Source organism: Pseudomonas sp. XS1P51 (assembly GCF_054897845.1).
Genome location: NZ_CM142707.1, coordinates 5,703,874 through 5,726,096, shown reverse-complemented (window position 1 = coordinate 5,726,096; position 22,223 = coordinate 5,703,874). Strand labels below are relative to the sequence as shown.

The window sequence follows — 22,223 nt, the reverse complement described above, 5'->3', positions numbered from 1 at the left end:
GTTGAAACGCTATTGGTTCGCGCCGTGACAGGCACTTGATTGAACTGTAGTCGTAACAAAAGATTTCAACAGCAGAAATACAAATAAATTTTATACCGCTATACACCCCTCAACTTCGGTGTGAATCCCCCACTATCGGGCGCAATTCCCCAGCCTCAGCGGGGCCACACTCGCGTCAAACATCAGCAAGCCAAGCACTTACAACACATCCGTCGATGTGGCGCCGTAATTGCAAACAAGTTGTTACCCGATTTTATATAGAGTCAACCATCAAAATAATACCCAATCATTAGTTCACTCTGCGCAGTGTTCATAGTTAACTTGTGGGCGATCGCTTTATATTTCTAAAACGCAAAAAAAAACCGCCACTCCCGAAGGAGCAGCGGTTTTTTTGAAGGCCTGCGTTAAGGCTTAGTAACCCAGCGCGAAGTTCTCTTCTTTCATGTCCATCAGGTTGTTGGCACCCGACAGCATGGTTACAACGTGAGTGCGGGTACGCGGCAGAATGCGCTGGAAGTAGAAGCGCGCAGTCTGCAGCTTGGCGGTGTAGAACGCCTCTTCCGAGGTACCGGCAGCCAGTTTCTCGGCAGCCAGACGCGCCATGTCAGCCCAGAAGTAGGCCAGGCACGCATAACCGGAATACATCAGGTAGTCCACCGACGCCGCGCCGACTTCTTCGCGGTCCTTCATGGCAGCCATACCGACCTTCATAGTCAGCTCGCCCCACTCTTTGTTCAGCGCAGCCAATGGCTCGACGAACTCTTTGACGGCTTCGTTGCCTTCGTTGGTCTGGCAGAACTTGTGGACGATCTTGGTGAAGCCTTTCAGAGCCTCGCCTTGAGTCATCAGCACTTTACGGCCCAGCAGGTCGAGGGCCTGGATACCGGTGGTGCCTTCGTACAGCATCGAAATGCGGCTGTCGCGAACGTTCTGCTCCATGCCCCACTCGGCGATGAAGCCGTGGCCGCCATAGATTTGCACGCCGTGGTTGGCGGACTCGAAACCGACTTCAGTCATAAAGGCCTTGGCGATCGGCGTCATGAACGCCAGCAGTGCGTCAGCTTTCTTCTTCTCTTCTTCGTCCACGCCGTACTTGACGATGTCGACTTGCTTGGCCGTGAAGTAAACCATCGCGCGGTTGCCTTCGGCGAACGCCTTCATGGTCAACAGCATGCGACGTACGTCCGGGTGCACGATGATCGGGTCAGCGGCTTTTTCCGGCGCTTTCGGGCCAGTCAGGGAGCGCATTTGCAGACGATCGCGAGCGTATTTCAGGCCGCCCTGGAAGCCGATCTCGGCGTGAGCCAGACCTTGCAGCGCGGTACCCAGACGTGCGGTGTTCATAAAGGTGAACATGCAGTTCAGGCCTTTGTTCGCCGGGCCGATCAGGAAACCGGTGGCCGCGTCGAAGTTCATTACGCAGGTGGCGTTACCGTGGATGCCCATCTTGTGTTCCAGGGAACCACAGGTCACGGCGTTGCGAGCGCCGATCGAGCCATCAGCGTTCGGCATGAATTTCGGAACGATAAACAGGGAGATGCCCTTGGTGCCGGCCGGTGCATCCGGCAGACGTGCCAGCACGATGTGGACGATGTTGTCGGCCATGTCGTGTTCACCGGCCGAGATGAAGATCTTGGTGCCGGATACCTTGTAGGAACCATCGGCTTGAGGTTCAGCCTTGGTGCGCAGCATGCCCAGGTCGGTGCCGCAGTGCGGTTCGGTCAGGCACATGGTGCCGGTCCATTCGCCGGAAACCAGTTTGGTCAGGTAAGCCTCTTGCTGCTCAGGCGTGCCGTGCTCGGAGATGGTGTTCATCGCGCCATGGGACAGGCCTGGGTACATGCCCCACGACCAGTTGGCCTCGCCAACCATTTCGCTGACCGCCAGACCCAAAGACTCCGGCAGGCCTTGGCCGCCATGCTCCACGTCGTGAGCCAGGCTTGGCCAGCCGCCTTCAACGAATTGCTTGTAGGCTTCTTTGAAGCCAGTCGGGGTCTTAACGCCGGACTCGCTCCAGGTGCAGCCTTCGGTGTCACCCACGCGGTTCAGCGGAGCCAGCACCTGCTCACAAAACTTGGCGCCTTCTTCGAGAATGGCGTCAACCATGTCCGGAGTTGCGTCTGCGCAAGCCGGAAGGCTCTGATAGTGCACTTCGTAGCCGAGCAGTTCGTCACGAACGAAGCGAATATCACGCAAGGGGGCCTTGTAGTCAGGCATAGCGATAAACCTCTGCTGATGTAACCGGGAATGAACGACCGTGTTGATTTGTTGTGACGGTCAAACAGTTGTTTGAAACATACGTTTACGCCCAAATCTTGTCAAGCGCCGATCTTTTGCCGTTCGTCATCAGGCCACGCAAATGCCGGACACACAGCGACGCAACGCCGTTGACCGAGCAACACGTCATGCAGGAAAGATTAGTTGAGGGAGAAGGACTTACGCAGAAAAACGCCGCGAAAAGTCGCGGCGTTGGAATAGCGGATCGAGCGAGGAATCAGGCGAAGGTATCAATCAACGTACCGAGCACTTCATCGGATGCCTTGGCGACTTTGACGCCGGCCTCCACCTGAAACTTGCCCTGCGCCAGCTCGACCACGCTGCTGGCCAGGTCCGACTGCTGACTGCGATCGACCGAACGCAGACGATCAACCTGAACCTCGGAAGACTGGCTGGTCACCGAACGCTCGATCGTATTGTTGGCGATCTGGCCGGAGGCTTGATCGACACGGTTCTGCCCTGTCTGAATAGTGCTCAGACCGGCATAAAAAGCGGTGTTTCCTGAGATTTCCATGGGAGAACTCGTCCTTACAAAGGATCAACAGCGGCCATTGAACCAGACCCGCCGACAAAAGGCCCGACAAAAACACTAATGGCACAGTGCCTTGTCATAGTTAAAACCATAGCCTGAAAACGTCAGTCCAGCAGATCCAGTTGAAGGTGTTCCGCCACCGCCTCGGCGGTGACTGACTTCAGTTTAGGCACTCGCCCCAGGCAGGGTGCGGGGATCCGCTCGGCCAGCGTCGCGAGGTTCTCCTCCAGGCGCGAAGTCTTCGGATCAATGATGTTGGCCACCCAACCCGCCAGTTGCAAACCATCCTGAGCAATCGCCTCGGCAGTCAGCAGCGCATGATTGATACACCCCAGACGCACGCCTACGACCAGAATCACCGGCAGATCCAGCGCCATCGCGAGGTCCGACAGGTTGTCCTGATCCGCCAACGGCACACGCCAGCCACCGGCACCTTCGATCAAGGTGAAATCCGCCTGCATATCGAGTATCTGCCGCATCGGTGCCAGCAGTGATTGCACGGTCAATGCCATGCCGGCTTCCCGCGCGGCCAGATGCGGTGCGATCGCGGGTTCGCATGCCACCGGGTTGACCTGTGCATACGTCAGCGGCACCGAGCACTCTGCCAACAACGCCAGCGCATCGGCGTTGCGCAAGCCCTTGGGTGTCACATCGCAACCGGAGGCGACCGGTTTGCCCGCCGCCGTGCTCAATCCCGCCGACCGCGCGGCATGCAGCAAACCTGCGGCCACCGTGGTCTTGCCAACATCAGTGTCCGTACCGGTGATGAAATAGGCTGCGCTCATAAGGGTTTCTCCAAAACGGCGTACACCACTTGATAAGTCGCCGGCAGGCCTTGGGCCTGACGAAACTGCTCATAAGCCTCGATCAAGCCGAGGATCCGCGCCCTGCCGGTCAAACCGTCCGGCCGACCGGGGTTCAAGTTGTGCGCACCCAGCGCCTTGAGTTCATGGGTCAGGCTGCGCACATCCGGGTAATGCAACACATGAGGACAGGTTTGCAAACTCGCGACCTTCAAACCGCTGGCCGCGCACAGGTGCTGATAAGTCCCGAACTCGCGGAAGCGATTGACGTGCACCATGCCGTCCACCTGACGCCAGCTGTCACGCAGTTCAACCAATGTGCCCACGCACAGACTAGCAAACGCAAAAATGCCGCCGGGTTTCAGTACCCGATGAGCCTCGCCGAGCACCGAGGCGAAATCCGCGCACCACTGCACCGCCAGGCTGGAGAAGATCAAATCGCAGGTCGAATCCTGTAATGGCAGCCGCTCCGCATCACCGGCGATAAAATCCGTGGCGCCACCCAATGGTCGCGCGTGATTAAGCATGCCTTCGGCGATGTCCAGTGCCACGCCATGCCCGGAAGGAAAACGCTCACCCAGCACACGACTGAAATGCCCGGTGCCGCAGCCCAGATCCAGCCAGCGACCGGGTACAAAATCATCCGGCAAACGACTCAATAATTGGCTACCAACGTCACGCTGCAATTCGGCCACGCTGTCGTAGCTCGCCGCCGCGCGTGAAAAAGATGCCGCCACCTGGCGTTTGTCAGGCAAGACGCCGGGCAGGTTGGGGAGGGATAAATCAGTCATCGCCGAACTCATGCAAAAAGGCCTGGATCGCCCCCGCCACACCGTGGGGATCCTCCAGAAGAAACGCGTGACTGGCCTGCTCGATCAGGCCGATTTCGACATCCGGCAGCAACGCCAGCAGATCGCCCGCCGCCTCGGCTGGAACCAGCCCGTCGAGGCCGGCGAACAAATGTAATTGAGGCCCGCGGAAGGCTTGCAAAGCCTGACGGGTATCGAGTTGCGCAAGCAGTCCCAACCCGCTCATCAGCACCGCTGCCGATGCATTCGGGGCGCCACCGAGCAACAGCCGCGACAACCCGCGCGGGTCTTGCGAACCTTGAGCACACAGCAGCGAAAAGCGTTTGAGCGTCATGCGTGGATCAGCGTTGCATCCAGCCAGAAACGCATCGAAAGTCTCGCCGGGCATCGCGCTCGGCCATTGCTCATGGGCGACAAAAGAAGGATTGCTCGCCAGGGTCAGCAAACCGCAGCAGCGATCGCCACGTCGGGCGGCCAACTCGGAGGCGAGCATGCCGCCGAGCGACCAACCACCGAGCCAGGCGTCCTGAGGCAACGTGGTATCGAGTTCGTCGAGCCATTCTTCCAGATCGCTCGATTCGAGTTCAGGCAACGGCTCGACCTCGACCCGCAGGTGTTCATCCAGCCCCTGCAAGGCAGCCGCCAATGGCTCCAGCGGTGAAATCCCGAGGCCCCAGCCGGGCAGCAGAATCAGACGATTACGCATGGCTTGGCTCCGGTCCCAGTTGTTGAACACAGTCGGCCAGTCCATCTAACAATAGCTGCACCTGTGCCTCGCTGTGGGCGGCGGTCAGGGTCACGCGCAGACGAGCACTGCCGGCAGGCACGGTCGGCGGACGGATCGCGGTCACCATCAGCCCGCGCTCGCGCAGCATCATCGACAAGCGAACCGCACGCCCGGCGTCGCCGATCATGATCGGCTGAATCGGCGTGAAGCTGTCCATCAACGCCAGGCCGATCTGCTCGGCGCCTTGGCGGAACTGGCGGATCAGCGTCTTCAGATGTTCACGCCGCCAGTGTTCGCTGCGCAGCAACTCGAGGCTTTTGAGCGTTGCGCAGGCCAGGGCCGGCGGTTGGCTGGTGGTGTAGATGTAGGGACGAGCGAACTGGATCAGGCTCTCGATCAGCTCTTCGCTGCCGGCCACAAACGCACCAGCCGTACCGAACGCCTTGCCGAGGGTGCCGACCAGTACCGGCACGTCTTCCTGGCTCAGGCCGAAATGCTCGACGATCCCGCCGCCATTGGCGCCCAGCGGACCAAAACCGTGAGCGTCATCGACCATCAGCCACGCGCCTTTGGCTTTGGCTTCCCGGGCCAGTGCCGGCAGATCGGCGATGTCGCCGTCCATGCTGAACACGCCGTCGGTGACCACCAACGTGCTGCCAATGGCCTTTTCCAGGCGACTGGCCAGGCTCGCCGCGTCGTTGTGCAGATAGCGATTGAAGCGCGCACCGGACAACAAACCGGCATCCAGCAGTGACGCGTGGTTGAGGCGGTCCTCAAGCACCGTATCGCCCTGCCCCACCAACGCAGTGACCGCACCAAGGTTGGCCATGTAACCGGTGGTGAACAGCAACGCACGCGGGCGCCCGGTCAGATCGGCCAGAGCCTCTTCCAGTGCGTGATGCGGACTGCTGTGGCCAATGACCAAATGCGAAGCGCCGCCACCGACGCCCCAACGGGTCGCTCCGGCACGCCAGGCTTCGATCACTTGCGGGTGATTGGCCAGGCCCAGGTAGTCGTTGTTGCAGAACGCCAGCAACGGCTGACCATCAACCACCACTTCCGGGCCCTGTGGGCTTTCGAGCAATGGGCGCTGGCGATAAAGGTTTTCGGCACGACGGGCAGCAAGGCGTGCGGCGAGATCGAAAGACATGCAGGCCTCGACTATCAAATGACACATGACCACTGTGGGAGCGAGCCTGCTCCGGGCGGCGTTCCGACGAAGAGGCCTTCACATTCAACATAAATGTCGACTGTTAAATTGCTTTCGCGAGCAGGCTCGCTCCCACAGGGTTTTGCATTCCTTCAGAAGGATCAGTGGAGCGTTAAACAGCGGCGTTATAGAACTGCTCGCTGCTTTTCTGCTCAACCAGCGCCTGCTCGATAGCCGCCTGATGCACTTCGTCGGCGTGCTCTTCGCGTGCTTCCGGCAGGATGCCCAGGCGCGAGAACAGTTGCATGTCCTTGTCGGCCTGCGGGTTGGCGGTGGTCAGCAGTTTGTCGCCGTAGAAAATCGAGTTGGCACCGGCGAAGAAGGCCAGGGCCTGCATCTGCTCGTTCATGGCTTCGCGGCCGGCGGACAGGCGCACGTGGGATTGCGGCATCAGGATACGTGCAACGGCAAGCATGCGGATGAAGTCAAACGGGTCGATATCGTCGGCATTTTCCAGCGGCGTACCGGCGACTTTCACCAGCATGTTGATCGGCACCGACTCTGGATGCTCAGGCAGGTTGGCCAGCTGGATCAACAGATTGGCACGGTCGTCGAGGGACTCGCCCATGCCGAGGATGCCGCCGGAGCAGATTTTCATCCCCGAATCACGCACGTAGGCCAGGGTTTGCAGGCGCTCGCTGTAAGTACGGGTGGTGATGATGCTGCCGTAGAACTCCGGAGAGGTATCGAGGTTGTGGTTGTAGTAATCGAGACCGGCCTGAGCCAGCGCTTCGGTCTGATCCTGATCCAGGCGACCCAGGGTCATGCAGGTTTCCAGGCCCATGGCTTTCACGCCTTTGACCATTTCCAGCACGTAAGGCATGTCTTTAGCCGACGGGTGTTTCCACGCCGCACCCATGCAGAAACGGGTCGAACCGATGGCCTTGGCGCGAGCGGCCTCTTCGAGGACCTTCTGCACTTCCATCAGTTTTTCTTTTTCCAGGCCGGTGTTGTAGTGACCGGACTGCGGACAATATTTGCAATCTTCCGGGCAGGCGCCGGTCTTGATCGACAACAGTGTGGAAACCTGGACGCGGTTGGCGTCGAAATGCGCGCGGTGCACCGTCTGCGCCTGGAACAACAGGTCATTGAATGGCTGAACGAAGAGTGCTTTGACTTCGGCCAAAGACCAGTCATGACGCAGGGTTGCAGTGGTGCTGGCGCTCATGGGCGTTTCCTTGATTTATGCTTGGCAAGCGACTGGGGAATGGAATACCCACAGACGCGACACGGATGTTCGGCATATTTAAGGAAGAGCGATGCGCTGTCAACCACAACACAAAGGCCAGGTTTACATCTGGTTAAAAAACAAGCAGACCTGTTTACTCTGCGCAGAGCCCGCCGACGGCACCACGCCAATCTGCACGGCCTGCGAAAGCGAGTTGCCCTGGCTGGGCGATCACTGCCAGACCTGCGCCCTGCCCTTGTCCGAGTCGGGCCTGACCTGCGGCCAATGCCTGATGCAACCACCGGCCTTTGAACGGGTCGCCGCGCCCTGGCTCTACAGCTTTCCGATCGACAGCCTGATTACCCGTTTCAAGCACAGTGCGAAGTGGCCGTTTGGCCGCCTGCTTGCCGAACTTCTCGCTCAATCCCTGCAACATCGCTTTGATGAAAACCTGGAAAGGCCTGATGCATTGGTCCCGGTGCCGCTGGCTGCCAAACGGCTGCGCCAACGGGGCTTCAACCAGGCCGCGATGCTTGCCCGCTGGCTCAGCGCCAGCCTCGACATTCCGTGCGATGAAAGGTTGTTGCTGAGAACCCAGGACACCAGCGCGCAACAGGATCTGAACGCCGAAGCCCGGAAAAAGAATCTGCGCAACGCTTTCACCCTTGCGCCCGAAGCGTCCGTCAAGGGACGTCACGTGGCACTGGTGGACGACGTGCTGACCACCGGCGCCACGGCCCAGGCCCTGGCTCGCTTGTTGATGGAGGCCGGCGCTGCACGGGTCGACGTCTACTGCCTGGCCCGCACGCCCAAACCCGGTGATGCGGTTTGACCTAAGAACACAAACCCTGTGGGAGTGAGCCTGCTCGCGAAGAGGACATCAAACTCAACATCGATGCGACTTGTGCAACGTCATCGCGAGCAGGCTCGCTCCCACAAGGATATGACCTGACTTGACTCCCGGCCCCCAAGCCGCCAACGTCCTCATCATCGTCACAGCCCAAAGCGCCTTGCCATGTCCTTGCCTACGTTGTTGTCCCAGCACATTGTCCGTCGCCCGCAGCGCATCGCCTTGCTGCAACACATCGCCGAACAGGGCTCGATCACCCGCGCCGCGAAAAGTGCGGGCCTGAGTTACAAAGCGGCGTGGGACGCCATCGACGAGCTGAACAACCTCGCGCAGAAACCGCTGGTGGAACGCAGCGTCGGCGGCAAGGGCGGCGGTGGCGCCACACTGTCCAGCGAAGGCGAACGCGTATTGCGCCTGTATCAAAAACTGCAAGCGTTGCAGGCTCAGGTACTGGAAGCCGCCGAAGACGCCAGCGACCTGGACCTGCTCGGCCGCCTCATGCTCAGGACCAGCGCGCGCAATCAGTTGCACGGCAAGGTCGTGGCCATCGACGCTCAGGGACGCAACGACCGAATCCGTCTTGAACTGGCCGAAGGCCTGACCATCGATGCCCAGATCACCCACGACAGCACCCTGCGTCTGGAGCTGGAAACCGGCACCGAAGTGGTCGCCCTGATCAAGGCTGGATGGCTGGAGTTACTGGGCATCGAGCAAGTAGCGGCCCCCGGCAACAATTGCCTGAAGGGCATCGTCGAAGAAATTCTCGACGCCGAAGACGGCCCCAGTGAAGTGCGCATCAGCCTGCCCAATGGCCAGACACTGTGCGCGTTGGCCGAACAGCTGCACTTGAGAACCCTGGGACTGACCACTGACAAACCGGTACGGGTGCAGTTCGCCCCGTCCAATATCCTGCTGGGCACACCGCTTTAAACCCGGCTGCAACAAAACCTTCATCGACCATCATTAAGGTGACTGCAAAAACCCGCAGGGAGCCTGATGTGAGCCTATTAGAAGACAACCAATCCACCGACCTCGAGAAGATGGTCGGCCTCAGCCGTCGTGCCTTCATCAGCGCCGGCGCCCTGTGCGGTGCAGCGATGTTCCTCGGCGGCAACCTGCTGAGCCGCAGCGTGCTGGCCGCCAGCGTCAGCGCAGGCACCAGCAAACTGCTGGGTTTTGACAGCATTCCCGCCGCCACCAGCGACGCCATCACCCTGCCGCCAGGCTACAAATCGTCGGTGTTGATCAGCTGGGGCCAGCCGTTGCAAAAGGACGGTCCGGCATTCGACCCGAGCGGCAACGGCACAGCTGCACAACAGGAAGTCCAGTTCGGTGACAACAACGACGGCATGAGCCTGTTCGAGTTTCCCGGCGAAAAAGATCGGGCGTTGATGGCGATCAACAACGAGTACACCAACTATCGCTACCTCTACCCCCACGGCGGCATGCCGCAGTCGGCCGACGACGTGCACAAGGCACTGGCCTGCGAAGGCGTGTCGGTGATCGAAGTGCAGCGCAAGAACGGCCAGTGGCAATTCGTCCAGGGCTCGCGCTACAACCGGCGCATTCACGGTAACGCGCCGATCAGCCTGAGCGGCCCCGCCGCCGGCCACGAACTGGTGAAAACCAGCGCCGACCCGCACGGCAAGACCGTCCTCGGCACCTTCCAGAACTGCGCCAATGGCAAGACGCCCTGGGGCACGTACCTGACCTGCGAGGAGAACTTCACCGACTGCTTCGGCAGCAACAATGCCGAGCTGAAATTCGACGCCGCGCAGAAACGCTACGGCGTGGTGGCCGCCAGTAAAGAGATCAACTGGCATCAACACGACGAGCGTTTCGACGTGGCAAAGAATCCCAATGAGCTCAACCGTCACGGCTGGGTGGTGGAAATCGACCCGTTCGATCCACAGTCGACCCCGGTCAAGCGCACGGCCCTGGGCCGCTTCAAACATGAAAACGCCGCCCTGGCCGAAACCAGTGACGGCCACGCCGTGGTGTACATGGGCGACGACGAACGCGGCGAATTCATTTACAAGTTCGTCAGCCGCGACAAGATCAACCACAAAAATCCCAAGGCCAACCGCGACCTGCTGGACCACGGCACCTTGTACGTGGCGCGTTTCGACGCGGGAGACGGCAATGCCGATCACCCCAAAGGCCAGGGCGAGTGGATCGAACTGACCCACGGCAAAAACGGCATCGATGCCAGCAGCGGTTTTGCCGATCAGGCCGAAGTGTTGATTCACGCGCGCCTCGCGGCCAGCGTGGTGAAGGCCACGCGCATGGACCGCCCGGAGTGGATCGTCGTCAGCCCCAAGGATGGCCAGGTCTATTGCACGCTGACCAACAACGCCAAACGCGGCGAAGACGGTCAACCGGTGGGCGGACCGAATCCGCGTGAGAAAAACGTCTACGGGCAGATCCTGCGCTGGCGCACCGACCGGGACGATCACGGTTCGAAAAGCTTTGCCTGGGATCTGTTTGTGGTCGCCGGCAACCCGGGCATCCACGCCGGCACGCCGAAGGGTGGCTCGTCAAACATCACACCGCAGAACATGTTCAACAGCCCCGATGGCCTGGGCTTCGACAAGGCTGGGCGGTTGTGGATTCTCACCGATGGCGATTCGAGTAACGCCGGTGACTTCGCAGGCATGGGTAACAACCAGATGCTGTGTGCCGACCCGGTGACCGGGGAGATCCGTCGGTTCATGGTCGGGCCGGTGGGCTGCGAGGTCACGGGGATCAGTTTCTCACCGGATCAGAAGACCTTGTTTGTCGGGATTCAGCATCCGGGGGAGAACGGTGGGTCGACGTTCCCCGAGCACCTGCCCAATGGCAAGCCGCGGTCGTCGGTGATGGCTATCACGCGTGAAGATGGCGAGGTTGTCGGCGCCTGATCGGTCCCCATCGCGAGCAGGCTCGCTCCCACAGGGTTCCACGGTGTGCACACCATTTGTCACACACTAGAGATCACCGTGGGAGCGAGCCTGCTCGCGATAGCGTCAGCCCAGGCAACACTCATCTCAAGCCTTAACACTCAAGACGGCCCGTCTGCGCTACCATGCTTGGCCGGACGCGGCAGCCTGCTGCGCGCAGGAGTCAGCATGGCCCACCCGTTTGCAACGCTCACCCCAGACCTCGTGCTCGATGCCGTCGAAAGCATCGGCTTTCTCAGCGACGCACGCATTCTGGCGCTCAACAGCTACGAGAACCGTGTCTATCAGGTCGGTATCGAAGACTCCGAGCCGCTGATCGCCAAGTTCTACCGCCCGCAGCGCTGGACCAACGAAGCGATTCTCGAAGAGCACCAGTTCACCTTCGAACTTGCCGAGTGCGACGTACCGGTGGTCGCACCGATGATTCACAACGGTGCCAGCCTGCACGAACACAACGGCTTCCGTTTCACCCTGTTCCCCCGCCGTGGCGGCCGTGCGCCGGAGCCGGGCAATCTCGATCAGCTGTATCGCCTGGGGCAACTGCTCGGTCGTCTGCACGCGGTCGGCGCGACAAAACCGTTCGAACACCGCGAAGCGCTGGGCGTGAAGAACTTCGGTCATGACTCGCTGACGACGCTACTCGAAGGCAATTTCGTACCCAAGAGTTTGCTGCCGGCCTACGAGTCCGTTGCCCGTGACCTGCTCAAGCGGGTGGAAGAGGTCTACAAGGCCACGCCGCACCAGAACATCCGCATGCACGGCGATTGCCACCCCGGCAACATGATGTGCCGCGACGAGATGTTCCACATCGTCGACCTCGACGACTGCCGCATGGGCCCGGCGGTGCAGGACATCTGGATGATGCTGGCGGGTGATCGTCAGGAATGTCTCGGTCAGTTGTCGGAATTGATGGACGGCTACAACGAGTTTCACGACTTCGACCCGAGGGAATTGGCACTGATCGAACCACTGCGTGCATTGCGGTTGATGCACTACAGTGCCTGGCTCGCCCGTCGCTGGGACGACCCGGCCTTCCCGCACAGTTTTCCGTGGTTCGGTACCGAGCGGTATTGGGGGGATCAGGTGTTGGCGTTGCGTGAACAACTAGCTGCGCTCAATGAAGAACCACTGAAGCTTTTTTAAATTCAAGATCACAAGATCGCAGCCTTCGGCAGCTCCTACAGAGGAATCGCGTACCCCCTGTAGGAGCTGCCGAAGGCTGCGATCTTTTGCTTTTCAGAAGCGACACATCGGTACAACCGCCCTACAATCCCCACTTTGTTAGCTGCCTAAGCAAGGATTCTGCATGCAAGCCGCCAACCCGCGTCGCGGGTACATCCTGGGCCTGAGTGCCTACATCATCTGGGGACTTTTCCCGCTCTACTTCAAAGCCATCGCCAGCGTGCCCGCCGTAGAGATCATCATCCATCGCGTGCTCTGGTCCGCGCTGTTCGGCGCCCTGTTGCTGATGGTATGGAAGCATCCGGGTTGGTGGCGTGAATTGCGTGACAACCCGAAACGGCTGGCGATCCTGGCGCTGAGTGGCACGCTGATCGCGGCTAACTGGCTGACTTACGTCTGGTCGGTGAACAACGGACGCATGCTTGAAGCCAGCCTCGGTTACTACATCAACCCGTTGGTGAACGTGCTGCTGGGCATGCTGATCCTCGGCGAGCGGCTGCGGCGCATGCAATGGATCGCGGTGGGTCTGGCGGCAGTCGGCGTGGCGCAACAGGTGTGGCAAGTCGGCAGTCTGCCATGGGTGTCGCTGGTGCTGGCCCTGACGTTCGGTTTCTACGGGCTGATCCGCAAGCAGGCGCCCGTCAAGGCGCTGCCAGGATTGGTGGTGGAAACCTGGATGTTGGTGCCGATTGCCGTTGCCTGGTTGCTGTTCAATCCGGGCGCGAGCAGCGCCCAGGCCGAATTCTGGACCACCTCCGAAGCCTGGTGGCTGGTGGCTGCCGGTCCGGTAACGCTGGTGCCGCTGGTGTGTTTCAACGCCGCTGCACGGCATTTGCCCTACACCACGTTGGGTTTTCTCCAGTACCTGGCGCCGACGTTGGTGCTGCTGCAAGCCGTCCTGCTGTTTGATGAACATCTGTCGTCCAGCACGTTGCTAGCCTTCATCTTCATCTGGGCCGGTCTGGCGGTTTACAGCGTCGATGCGTGGATAAGTTTGCGCCGCCGCAACTGATCAAAAAACACACAAATCTCTGCAGGCCACGTCTCCCGTGGCCTGCATCGTTCCTTCCCAAGGTTATCCACAGCGTGATCCCCGGCGTTTGTGCGCAAGTCCCTGAAACTGCTGGTTTTTTGATCAGATCCTGAAAAGCCCCGGCCGACGTGGCCTGGCGGGCGGTCTCTACAGGTTATCCACAGGCAGGTGCACGTATAACTTGGATAACCTTTTCAAGGCTCACTGCGCAGCACTAATTCGACCATCAAGTCGTCGGCCAGGGTTTCCAGTCGGGATTGCAGCACGTCCAGGGACAGCGTCAGTGGCACAGCGAGAATCGCTTCAGCGTGGAACAACGGCTCGCTGCTCATCGGCGCCGGACGCACTTCAGTCACCAGCCGTTCCAGATTCACCCCCTGCTCACTCAGCAGACGGGTGATGTCGCGGACGATGCCAGGGCGGTCATTGCCCACCAATTCCATCGCAATCGGTTTCCAGGTGCAGGATTGCTCGATGCCGCTTTCGGCGATCAACACACGAATCCCGTGAGCGGACAACGCCTGTAGGGCATCGACCAACTCATCGTAGGCTTCAGCCGGCACGCCCACACGAAGAATCCCGGCAAACTGCCCGGCCATGCGCGACATGCGGCTCTCAAGCCAGTTGCCGCCGTGCTCGGCAATGCACTGGGCGATGCGCTCGACCTGCCCAGGCTTGTCCGGAGCGAAAACAGTGAGTACGAGGTGGTCCATGGCGCAGCCCTCTAGTCATGACTTTTGTTATAGAAAACCAAGTATAGGCAAGGGCGAGGCCGGCGCTGATTCGTCTGACGCCATCGCGAGCAGGCTCGCTCCCACAAAGGATCGCGCAGGCCTTTGTGGGAGAGAGCCTGCTCGCGATGGCGTCACCGCCGATGAACCTGACGAAAACAAATCGTGTACAAATTTTTATATTTAACTGGAACAATCCAATAGTTTTTTGAGAACATCCTGTACCCCGACATGACTGCAATGCGTCATGGGGTCGCAGAACGACGTAATTAGTCTAATTTTCACAACCGCAATTCATCATGTAGTATGCCGCAGCGCGCACTACATAACGTTGGATCGATGTCTGCCGCAGGCGCAGTCGCAGCCCTGAAAGCCCTATCAGCAAGGCCTCAACGCCGTTGATCGGTTCCATCCCAGCCGCCCGAAATGGCATGTACTGGTAGCAGGGGTTTGTGGTTTAAATAGCCAGAGGCTTCATTGTCAAATTGAAGAGCTGAAAAGCGAAATAGCTGAGCAGAGTGAGGCAAGCAATGACTGAACACGTTCAAGTCGGTGGCCTGCAGGTCGCCAAAGTCCTGTTCGACTTCGTGAACAACGAAGCCATTCCCGGAACCGGCCTCACCGCCGATAAGTTCTGGGCCGGTGCCGACAAGGTCATTCATGACCTGGCACCGAAGAACAAAGCCCTACTCGCCAAACGCGATGATTTCCAGGCTCGTATCGATGGCTGGCACCAATCCCGTGCCGGTCAGGCGCACGACGCCGTGGCTTATAAAGCCTTCTTGCAAGACATCGGTTATCTGCTGCCAGAAGCGGCCGATTTCCAGGCAACGACTCAAAACGTCGATGACGAAATCGCCCGCATGGCTGGTCCACAGCTCGTGGTGCCGGTGATGAATGCCCGTTTCGCGCTCAATGCCTCGAACGCCCGTTGGGGTTCGCTGTATGACGCGCTCTACGGCACCGACGCCATCAGCGACGCTGACGGCGCGGAAAAAGGCAAAGGCTACAACAAGGTTCGTGGCGACAAGGTCATCGCCTTCGCCCGCGCGTTCCTCGACGAAGGCGCGCCATTGGCCGCTGGCTCCCACGTCGACTCCACCGGCTACAAGATTGTTGACGGCAAATTGGTGGTCGCCCTCAAAGGCGGCAGCAACACCGGTCTGCGCAACGATGCCCAACTGATCGGCTTCCATGGCGATGCAGCGGCACCGACCGCGATCCTGCTGAAAAACAACGGTCTGCATTTCGAAATCCAGATCGACGCCAGCACCCCGGTCGGCCAGACCGACGCTGCCGGCGTCAAAGACATCCTGATGGAAGCCGCGCTGACCACCATCATGGACTGCGAAGACTCCGTCGCCGCCGTCGATGCCGATGACAAAGTGGTGATCTACCGCAACTGGCTCGGCCTGATGAAGGGCGACCTGTCGGAAGAAGTCTCCAAGGGCGGTCAGACCTTTACCCGCACCATGAACGCCGATCGCACCTACACCGGCGTCGACGGCAAGGAACTGAGCCTGCACGGTCGTTCACTGTTGTTCGTGCGTAACGTCGGTCACCTGATGACCATCGACGCGATCCTCGATAAAGACGGCAACGAAGTGCCGGAAGGCATCCTCGATGGCCTGCTGACCAGCCTGGCAGCGATCCACAGCCTCAACGGCAACAACTCGCGCAAGAACAGCCGTACCGGCTCGGTCTACATCGTGAAGCCGAAGATGCACGGCCCGGAAGAAGCCGCGTTCACCAACGAGCTGTTCGGCCGTGTCGAAGACGTGCTGGGCCTGCCGCGCAACACGCTCAAAGTCGGGATCATGGACGAGGAGCGCCGTACCACGGTCAACCTCAAGGCCTGCATCAAGGCTGCCAGCGAGCGCGTGGTGTTCATCAACACCGGTTTCCTCGACCGCACGGGCGACGAAATCCATACCTCCATGGAAGCAGGCGCCATGGTGCGCAAGGCGGACATGAAGGCTGAGAAGTGGATCAGCGCCTACGAAAACTGGAACGTCGATATCGGCTTGAGCACCGGCCTGCAAGGTCGCGCCCAGATCGGTAAAGGCATGTGGGCCATGCCCGACCTGATGGCGGCGATGCTGGAGCAGAAAATCGCTCACCCGATGGCCGGCGCCAACACGGCTTGGGTTCCATCGCCGACCGCCGCTGCGCTGCACGCGCTGCATTACCACAAGGTCGACGTGTTCGCCCGTCAGGCCGAGCTGGCCAAACGTGCGCGCGCTTCGGTGGATGACATCCTGACCATCCCGCTGGCCGTCAACCCGAGCTGGACCGCGGAGCAGATCAAGAACGAACTGGACAACAACGCCCAGGGCATTCTCGGTTACGTGGTGCGCTGGATCGACCAGGGCGTAGGTTGCTCGAAGGTGCCGGACATCAACGACGTCGGCCTGATGGAAGACCGTGCGACGCTGCGTATTTCCAGCCAGCACATCGCCAACTGGCTGCGTCATGGCATCGTCACCGAAGATCAGGTCATGGAAAGCCTCAAGCGCATGGCGCCGGTGGTTGACCGTCAGAACGCCAATGACGCGTTGTACCGTCCATTGGCGCCAAACTTCGACAGCAACATCGCCTTCCAGGCGGCGGTCGAACTGGTGGTCGAAGGCACCAAGCAGCCGAACGGCTACACCGAGCCGGTCCTGCACCGTCGTCGTCGCGAGTTCAAGGCTGCCAATGGCCTGTAACTAAGCGCTGACGCCGGACATAAAAAAGCCCTGATCGAAAGATCAGGGCTTTTTTATTTCAATTCGAGGACTACACATCCATTCCCAACTCATGCTTGACCAGCGCCAACAGCTTGCCGGTATCGACAGGCTTGAGCAGGAAGTCGACCACGCTCAAATGCATGGCGGTGATCGCATCTTGCACGTCGGCGTCACCGGAAACGATGATGATCGGCATTGCCGCCCGTACCGACTCACGCACCTGACGAATCATGTCCAGGCCATCGACATTGCGCATCCGCAGATCGGTAATCACCAAGCCGATCGATGGCTTCTCGTCCAGCATCTTGAGTGCAGTTTCACCGCTGGCTGCGGTCATGCAGCGAATACCGTCCAGACCAAGAATCTCCGACAGCAGCTCACGCGAATCTTTATCGTCATCAACGATCAGCACCCGCTGCGGCGGCAAATCGGGTTCCAGCATGACGGCACTCAGCGCCTCGCGCTCGGCATCACTCAAAATATCGTGGTCGGACATGGCTTACTCTACGTTTTCAATTCAATCCCCTAGCACCTTCGTCAGACATCGCTAAGTAGACCTTCAATGTGCACTTCGTCGGAAAGTTTTCCTATAGCCAATGTAGGAGGTTTTTCTCGCATTTGCGTCAGACATTTCCTAACTTCCGACACCTGAACTGCCTACCTAGACTTACGTCCAATGGGCACCCTGCGCGCAGGGGCCGACCATGGCTGAGTCATCCGACAACAACAAATCAAAAAAGACTGCGGTAATGGTTATGAGTAAAGCGGACGCCTTCACACAGGCAGGGAAAACCGCGGTGTTGCAGAATATTCAGGGCACCTTGCAATTCCTCCAGCGCTTCCCGCCCTTCAATCAAATGGAACACGCTCACCTGGCGTACCTGGTGGAACAATGTCAGCTGCGTTTTTACGCCCCTGGCGAGAGCATCATCAAACCCGCCGACGGGCCGGTCGAGCATTTCTATATCGTCAAACAAGGCCGGGTTGTGGGTGAACGTCCCCACACGGCCAAAGGTGGTACCGAAACCACGTTCGAAATCACCACCGGCGAGTGTTTCCCCCTCGCTGCGCTGCTGGGGGAACGTGCGACCCGCACCGAACACCTGGCAGCCGAAGACACCTTTTGCCTACAGCTGAACAAGCTGGCATTCATCAAACTGTTCGCACTGTCCAACGCGTTTCGCGATTTTTCCCTACGCGGTGTCAGCAGCCTGCTGGATCAGGTCAACCAGCAAGTCCAGCAAAAAGCCGTGGAAACCCTCGGCACCCAGTACTCGCTCAATACCCGGCTGGGTGAGTTGGCCATGCGCCATCCAGTGACGTGCGGCCCCGCAACGCCTTTGCGCGAAGCCGTGACCCTGATGCACGAGCAGCAGGTTGGCAGCATTGTGGTGGTCGATGACCATAAAGCACCGCTGGGGATTTTCACCCTGCGGGACCTGCGCCATGTGGTGGCCGACGGCACCAATGACTTCAACGAAGCCATCGAACGGCACATGACCCACGCGCCGTTTTTTCTAACGCCGGACCACAGCGCCTTCGATGCGGCGATTGCCATGACCGAGCGGCATATCGCCCACGTCTGCCTGGTCAAGGACCATCGCCTGTGCGGTGTGGTTTCCGAACGTGACCTGTTTTCCCTGCAGCGGGTGGACCTGGTGCATCTGGCACGAACCATCCGCAGCGCCCAGCGCGTGGAAAACCTGGTGGCGATGCGCGGCGAGATCGGCCAACTGGTGGAGCGCATGCTGGCCCACGGTGCGTCTTCGACACAGATCACGCACATCATCACCCTGCTCAACGACCACACTGTGTGTCGGGTGATCGAACTGACCCTGGCCGAGAAAGGTGACCCCGGCATTCCATTCAGTTGGCTGTGTTTTGGCAGCGAAGGCCGCCGCGAACAAACACTGCACACTGATCAGGACAACGGCATTCTGTTCGAGGCCCGGGACGCGGCCCATGCCGCCGAGATTCGCGGCAAGTTGCTGCCCATCGCCCAGCAGATCAACCAGAGCCTGGCGCTCTGCGGCTTCACCCTGTGCAAGGGCAACATCATGGCGGGCAACCCCGAGCTGTGTTTGTCCAGGGCCGAATGGGCGCGGCGTTTTGCGGCATTTATCCGCGAAGCGACGCCGGAGAACCTGCTGGGTTCGAGCATTTATTTCGACTTGCGCGTGGTTTGGGGCGACGAGCAAGGCTGCGAGCAGCTGCGTCAGGGAATTCTCGATCAAGTGAATGACAACCGGCTGTTCCAGCGAATGATGGCTGAAAATGCCCTGCGCAATCGTCCGCCCGTAGGACGTTTCCGTGAGTTCGTGCTGGCGCGCAAGAATGGTGAAAAAGCCACCCTGGACCTGAAAGTCCAAGGCCTGACCCCGTTTGTCGACGGTGCCCGATTGTTGGCGTTGGCCCACGGGATCGAGGCGAACAATACCCTGGAGCGCTTTCGCCAACTGGTGGACAAAGAAGTCATCGAACGGCTGGACGGGGCGGCGTACGAAGAGGCGTATCACTTCATCCAGCAAACCCGCATGCAGCAACATCAGCTACAGACCCGGGAGAATTTGCCCTACTCCAACCGGGTCGATCCGGACAGCCTTAATCATCTGGACCGACGGATCCTGCGTGAATCCCTGCGTCAGGCGCAACGCCTGCAAAGCAGCCTGACCCTGCGGTATCAGCTATGAGTCTGTTTTCATGGCTGCGCCCGGCAGGTCCGAGCCTCTCCGGCGAACTGCAATTGCGCCTGCAACGGCTGCCGACAGCTATCGCGCTGAGCGAATGCAGCCTGCGTGAACAACGTTGGGTGGTGCTCGACCTGGAAACCACCGGGCTGAACCTGAACAAGGATCGGGTGCTGTCCATCGGTGCGGTGGTGATCGAGGACGGGGCGATCGACTTCAGTCAGCAGTTCGAACGCACCTTGCAATGCTCCGAACTCAAACTCGGCCCCAGCGTGCTGATTCACGGTCTGGGCCCGAGCGCCATCGCCGCTGGCAGCGACCCCGCTCTGGCCTTGCTCGATTTCATGGAGTTTGTTGGCGACAGTCCCGTACTGGCCTTTCATGCGCCGTTCGATCAGCACATGCTCGGGCGCGCGTTGAAAGATCATCTGGGCTACAAGTTGCAGCACCCATTCCTCGATGTGGCGGACATCGCGCCACTGCTGTGTCCGCAGGCGCACATTCGCGAGGCGGGGCTGGATGAGTGGATCGACTGGTTCAAGCTCGAAGTCTTCGAGCGCCACAATGCCAGTGCCGATGCGCTGGCCACTGCCGAACTGGCGCTGATTCTGTTCAGCCGGGCCCGGCAGCAGCAGATTCATAGCCCGTTGAATCTGCAACAGCGGCTGAATCAGTGGAAACGGCGGCAGCAGGCGCCTTCTTTCTGACATCCATCACCCCCTTGTAGGAGCTGCCGAAGGCTGCGATCTTTTGATCTTAAAAAATCAAAGTCAAAAGATCGCAGCCTTCGGCAGCTCCTACAGGGTTCTGCGCCAACTACCCACCCGACCAGCGCCAATTGCTTACCTCCCCCTCCTCTGCCACAATCGCGAACAATTCTCGTTAGTTAACACTTCCCAATCGGTGATGCTGCGTGTCGTCAGTCCAAAGCCCTCAAAGTGAGCTTGTCGGTGCGTTATATCGCGACCATCGCGGTTGGCTATTGGCCTGGCTTCGGCGCAACGTGGCTTGCCCGCAACGGGCTGAAGACCTGAGTCAGGACACCTTTGTGCGGTTGCTGGGCCGTGATGAACTGAAGGAACCTCGCGAGCCGCGGGCGTTTCTGGTGGCGATCGCCAAGGGCTTGCTGTTCGACTACTTCCGCCGTGCCGCGCTGGAACAGGCCTACCTCACCGAATTGATGCTGATCCCCGAGGGTGAACAACCCTCGGTGGAAGAACAGCAACTGATCCTCGAAGACCTGAAAAACATCGACCGCCTGCTCGGCAAGCTATCGAGCAAGGCCCGGGCGGCGTTTCTCTATAACCGCCTCGACGGCCTCGGCCATGCGGAAATCGCCCAGCGCCTGGGGGTGTCGGTGCCGCGGGTGCGTCAGTACCTGTCTCAAGGCATTCGGCAGTGCTACATCGCGTTGTACGGTGAGCCGGTATGAGCCCGGTCAGCTCCAAACCGGTCTCGGCGCAAGTGCTGGATGCCGCCATTGCCTGGCAATTGTCCCTGGATTCCGGCAATCCGGTGGAGCGCGAAGAGTTCGCCAAATGGCACGCCGCCCACGAAGAACACGCCCGCGCCTGGCGCCAGTTGGGCATGCTCGATCAACGTTTCCGCGTGGCGAATGGCCCCGCTCGCACCGCATTGCTGCAATCGCGGGAAAGCATTCGCCGGCGGGTGCGCAAACTGGGCAGCGGCGTGGCGAGCATCGTGGCGGTGATCGGCCTGGCGCTGTTCGCCGGTGAGCGGTATCTGCCGGTCGACTATTGGCTGGCCGATCAGCGCACGGCGACCGGCGAGCAACGCACCTTGCGCCTGAGCGACGGCACACTGATCAACCTCAACACCCACAGTGCCGTGGATGTGCGTTTCGATGAGAAGCAGCGTCGGATCATTCTTCAGGAAGGGGAAATCCTCGTCGAAACCGGTCATGGCGATGCCCGGCCATTTATCGTCGAAACCCGCGAAGGCAGCATGCGCGCACTGGGCACCCGGTTCCTGGTCAAGCGCGAAGAAGAAGGCACGCGCCTGAGCGTTTTGCAGTCAGCGGTGGCTGCCCATCCCGAGTCGAGCCCTGAGGAACAGATTCTGCGCGAAGGCCAGCAAGTGCTGATGCGCAGCAACGGCCTGGGGCCAATCGTCGCGCTCAACCTCGGTGCCGATGCCTGGACCCGCGGCATGTTGGTGGTGGACAACACCCGTCTGGAAGACCTGGTCCAAGAACTCGGCCGCTATCGCCGCGGACACCTTGGCGTGGCACCCGAGATCGCCGACCTGAGAATCACCGGCAGCTTCCCGTTGCACGACACCAACCTGGCCCTGAACGCCCTGCTCCCGACCCTGCCGGTGCAGATCGAACAGCACACGCAATGGTGGGTGACAGTGGCAGCGAAAACCGAAGCCAAGCCCTGAGTTTTGTTTTGACAGGTTGATCGCCTTCGCGAGCAGGCTCGCTCCCACAGGGGATCGCGGTCAAATGTGGGAGCGAGCCTGCTCGCGAAGGGGCCATCAGCTTCACCAAAATCCGGTTATTCGCTACCACTTGTTAACTGAAT

19 protein-coding genes are annotated in these 22,223 nt (G+C 59.9%); 10 read left to right on the top strand and 9 right to left on the bottom strand.

Annotated features, from left to right (window positions below):
* Nucleotides 1-411: 411 nt before the first annotated feature.
* The 7 genes from ACYZUD_RS26525 to bioB form a co-directional block, all read right to left on the bottom strand.
* Nucleotides 412-2,217, bottom strand: a complete 1,806-nt coding sequence (locus ACYZUD_RS26525) for a phenylacyl-CoA dehydrogenase (RefSeq protein WP_462020855.1) — start codon at nucleotides 2,215-2,217, stop codon at nucleotides 412-414.
* Nucleotides 2,218-2,494: 277 nt separating this feature from the next.
* Complete coding sequence (locus tag ACYZUD_RS26520) at nucleotides 2,495-2,791, bottom strand: pyrroloquinoline quinone biosynthesis protein PqqE (protein ID WP_462020854.1); 297 nt, start codon at nucleotides 2,789-2,791, stop codon at nucleotides 2,495-2,497.
* Nucleotides 2,792-2,913: 122 nt separating this feature from the next.
* Nucleotides 2,914-3,594, bottom strand: coding sequence for a dethiobiotin synthase (gene bioD, locus ACYZUD_RS26515; RefSeq protein ID WP_462020853.1), 681 nt, complete (start codon nucleotides 3,592-3,594; stop codon nucleotides 2,914-2,916).
* Complete coding sequence (gene bioC, locus ACYZUD_RS26510) at nucleotides 3,591-4,403, bottom strand: malonyl-ACP O-methyltransferase BioC (RefSeq protein ID WP_462020852.1); 813 nt, start codon at nucleotides 4,401-4,403, stop codon at nucleotides 3,591-3,593. Before bioC ends, bioD begins: the two co-directional genes overlap by 4 nt.
* Entirely contained in the window at nucleotides 4,396-5,127 is a 732-nt protein-coding gene (locus ACYZUD_RS26505; protein WP_462020851.1) for an alpha/beta fold hydrolase, read from the bottom strand. Before ACYZUD_RS26505 ends, bioC begins: the two co-directional genes overlap by 8 nt.
* A complete protein-coding gene (gene bioF / locus ACYZUD_RS26500; protein ID WP_462020850.1) occupies nucleotides 5,120-6,298 on the bottom strand; it encodes an 8-amino-7-oxononanoate synthase in 1,179 nt (392 codons plus the stop codon). The genes ACYZUD_RS26505 and bioF overlap by 8 nt, the downstream gene beginning before the upstream one ends.
* Nucleotides 6,299-6,470: 172 nt before the next feature.
* Complete coding sequence (gene bioB / locus ACYZUD_RS26495) at nucleotides 6,471-7,526, bottom strand: biotin synthase BioB (RefSeq protein WP_462020849.1); 1,056 nt, start codon at nucleotides 7,524-7,526, stop codon at nucleotides 6,471-6,473.
* A 91-nt stretch (nucleotides 7,527-7,617) separates the two neighbouring features.
* On the opposite strand from bioB, the gene ACYZUD_RS26490 reads away from it, so the two are divergent.
* The 5 genes from ACYZUD_RS26490 (at nucleotide 7,618) to rarD (ending at nucleotide 13,509) form a co-directional block, all read left to right on the top strand.
* Entirely contained in the window at nucleotides 7,618-8,358 is a 741-nt protein-coding gene (locus tag ACYZUD_RS26490; protein ID WP_462020848.1) for a phosphoribosyltransferase family protein, read from the top strand.
* Nucleotides 8,359-8,541: 183 nt separating this feature from the next.
* The gene (locus ACYZUD_RS26485) at nucleotides 8,542-9,306 is read left to right on the top strand and encodes a TOBE domain-containing protein (RefSeq protein ID WP_462020847.1); all 765 of its coding nucleotides are present in this window, start codon (nucleotides 8,542-8,544) and stop codon (nucleotides 9,304-9,306) included.
* A 68-nt stretch (nucleotides 9,307-9,374) separates the two neighbouring features.
* Complete coding sequence (locus ACYZUD_RS26480; RefSeq protein WP_462020846.1) at nucleotides 9,375-11,276, top strand: PhoX family protein; 1,902 nt, start codon at nucleotides 9,375-9,377, stop codon at nucleotides 11,274-11,276.
* Between the two features lie 207 nt (nucleotides 11,277-11,483).
* Nucleotides 11,484-12,458 carry a serine/threonine protein kinase gene (locus ACYZUD_RS26475; protein ID WP_462020845.1) on the top strand — a complete coding sequence of 325 codons (975 nt, stop codon included), beginning with the start codon at nucleotides 11,484-11,486 and terminating at the stop codon, nucleotides 12,456-12,458.
* Between the two features lie 163 nt (nucleotides 12,459-12,621).
* Nucleotides 12,622-13,509 (top strand): EamA family transporter RarD, encoded by an 888-nt coding sequence (gene rarD, locus ACYZUD_RS26470; RefSeq protein ID WP_462020844.1) that lies wholly within the window; start codon nucleotides 12,622-12,624, stop codon nucleotides 13,507-13,509.
* A gap of 215 nt (nucleotides 13,510-13,724) precedes the next feature.
* On the opposite strand, the gene ACYZUD_RS26465 is transcribed toward rarD, so the two are convergent.
* Nucleotides 13,725-14,243 (bottom strand): glycine cleavage system transcriptional repressor, encoded by a 519-nt coding sequence (locus tag ACYZUD_RS26465; RefSeq protein WP_007947710.1) that lies wholly within the window; start codon nucleotides 14,241-14,243, stop codon nucleotides 13,725-13,727.
* A gap of 548 nt (nucleotides 14,244-14,791) precedes the next feature.
* Here ACYZUD_RS26465 and ACYZUD_RS26460 point away from each other — a divergent pair.
* Nucleotides 14,792-16,969: a malate synthase G gene (locus tag ACYZUD_RS26460; RefSeq protein ID WP_462020843.1), complete on the top strand. Its 2,178-nt coding sequence runs from the start codon at nucleotides 14,792-14,794 to the stop codon at nucleotides 16,967-16,969.
* A 70-nt stretch (nucleotides 16,970-17,039) separates the two neighbouring features.
* Here the strand turns inward: ACYZUD_RS26460 and ACYZUD_RS26455 are convergent, their stop codons facing one another.
* Nucleotides 17,040-17,486 carry a response regulator gene (locus tag ACYZUD_RS26455; protein ID WP_462020842.1) on the bottom strand — a complete coding sequence of 149 codons (447 nt, stop codon included), beginning with the start codon at nucleotides 17,484-17,486 and terminating at the stop codon, nucleotides 17,040-17,042.
* 253 nt (nucleotides 17,487-17,739) lie between these two features.
* Here ACYZUD_RS26455 and ACYZUD_RS26450 point away from each other — a divergent pair, with 253 nt between their 5' ends.
* From ACYZUD_RS26450 to ACYZUD_RS26435, 4 genes are all read left to right on the top strand, one after another.
* Entirely contained in the window at nucleotides 17,740-19,680 is a 1,941-nt protein-coding gene (locus ACYZUD_RS26450) for a putative nucleotidyltransferase substrate binding domain-containing protein (protein ID WP_462025120.1), read from the top strand.
* Entirely contained in the window at nucleotides 19,677-20,384 is a 708-nt protein-coding gene (locus ACYZUD_RS26445; RefSeq protein WP_462020841.1) for a 3'-5' exonuclease, read from the top strand. Before ACYZUD_RS26450 ends, ACYZUD_RS26445 begins: the two co-directional genes overlap by 4 nt.
* A gap of 206 nt (nucleotides 20,385-20,590) precedes the next feature.
* The gene (locus tag ACYZUD_RS26440) at nucleotides 20,591-21,109 is read left to right on the top strand and encodes an RNA polymerase sigma factor (protein ID WP_462020840.1); all 519 of its coding nucleotides are present in this window, start codon (nucleotides 20,591-20,593) and stop codon (nucleotides 21,107-21,109) included.
* On the top strand, nucleotides 21,106-22,080 hold the full coding sequence (locus tag ACYZUD_RS26435; RefSeq protein WP_462020839.1) for a FecR domain-containing protein: 975 nt from the start codon (nucleotides 21,106-21,108) through the stop codon (nucleotides 22,078-22,080). Before ACYZUD_RS26440 ends, ACYZUD_RS26435 begins: the two co-directional genes overlap by 4 nt.
* Nucleotides 22,081-22,223 lie beyond the last annotated feature (143 nt).

Excerpts from the sequence above, each read along its gene's own strand:
- ACYZUD_RS26485 (WP_462020847.1), top strand. The coding sequence starts at position 8,542 with ATGTCCTTGCCTACGTTGTTGTCCCAGCACATTGTCCGTCGCCCGCAG.
- ACYZUD_RS26505 (WP_462020851.1), bottom strand. The coding sequence starts at position 5,127 with ATGCGTAATCGTCTGATTCTGCTGCCCGGCTGGGGCCTCGGGATTTCA.
- ACYZUD_RS26435 (WP_462020839.1), top strand. The coding sequence starts at position 21,106 with ATGAGCCCGGTCAGCTCCAAACCGGTCTCGGCGCAAGTGCTGGATGCC.
- ACYZUD_RS26465 (WP_007947710.1), bottom strand. The coding sequence starts at position 14,243 with ATGGACCACCTCGTACTCACTGTTTTCGCTCCGGACAAGCCTGGGCAG.
- bioB (WP_462020849.1), bottom strand. The coding sequence starts at position 7,526 with ATGAGCGCCAGCACCACTGCAACCCTGCGTCATGACTGGTCTTTGGCC.
- ACYZUD_RS26450 (WP_462025120.1), top strand. The coding sequence starts at position 17,740 with ATGGTTATGAGTAAAGCGGACGCCTTCACACAGGCAGGGAAAACCGCG.
- ACYZUD_RS26520 (WP_462020854.1), bottom strand. The coding sequence starts at position 2,791 with ATGGAAATCTCAGGAAACACCGCTTTTTATGCCGGTCTGAGCACTATT.
- bioC (WP_462020852.1), bottom strand. The coding sequence starts at position 4,403 with ATGACTGATTTATCCCTCCCCAACCTGCCCGGCGTCTTGCCTGACAAA.
- bioD (WP_462020853.1), bottom strand. The coding sequence starts at position 3,594 with ATGAGCGCAGCCTATTTCATCACCGGTACGGACACTGATGTTGGCAAG.
- ACYZUD_RS26525 (WP_462020855.1), bottom strand. The coding sequence starts at position 2,217 with ATGCCTGACTACAAGGCCCCCTTGCGTGATATTCGCTTCGTTCGTGAC.
- rarD (WP_462020844.1), top strand. The coding sequence starts at position 12,622 with ATGCAAGCCGCCAACCCGCGTCGCGGGTACATCCTGGGCCTGAGTGCC.
- ACYZUD_RS26475 (WP_462020845.1), top strand. The coding sequence starts at position 11,484 with ATGGCCCACCCGTTTGCAACGCTCACCCCAGACCTCGTGCTCGATGCC.
- ACYZUD_RS26445 (WP_462020841.1), top strand. The coding sequence starts at position 19,677 with ATGAGTCTGTTTTCATGGCTGCGCCCGGCAGGTCCGAGCCTCTCCGGC.
- ACYZUD_RS26490 (WP_462020848.1), top strand. The coding sequence starts at position 7,618 with ATGCGCTGTCAACCACAACACAAAGGCCAGGTTTACATCTGGTTAAAA.
- ACYZUD_RS26455 (WP_462020842.1), bottom strand. The coding sequence starts at position 17,486 with ATGTCCGACCACGATATTTTGAGTGATGCCGAGCGCGAGGCGCTGAGT.
- ACYZUD_RS26460 (WP_462020843.1), top strand. The coding sequence starts at position 14,792 with ATGACTGAACACGTTCAAGTCGGTGGCCTGCAGGTCGCCAAAGTCCTG.
- bioF (WP_462020850.1), bottom strand. The coding sequence starts at position 6,298 with ATGTCTTTCGATCTCGCCGCACGCCTTGCTGCCCGTCGTGCCGAAAAC.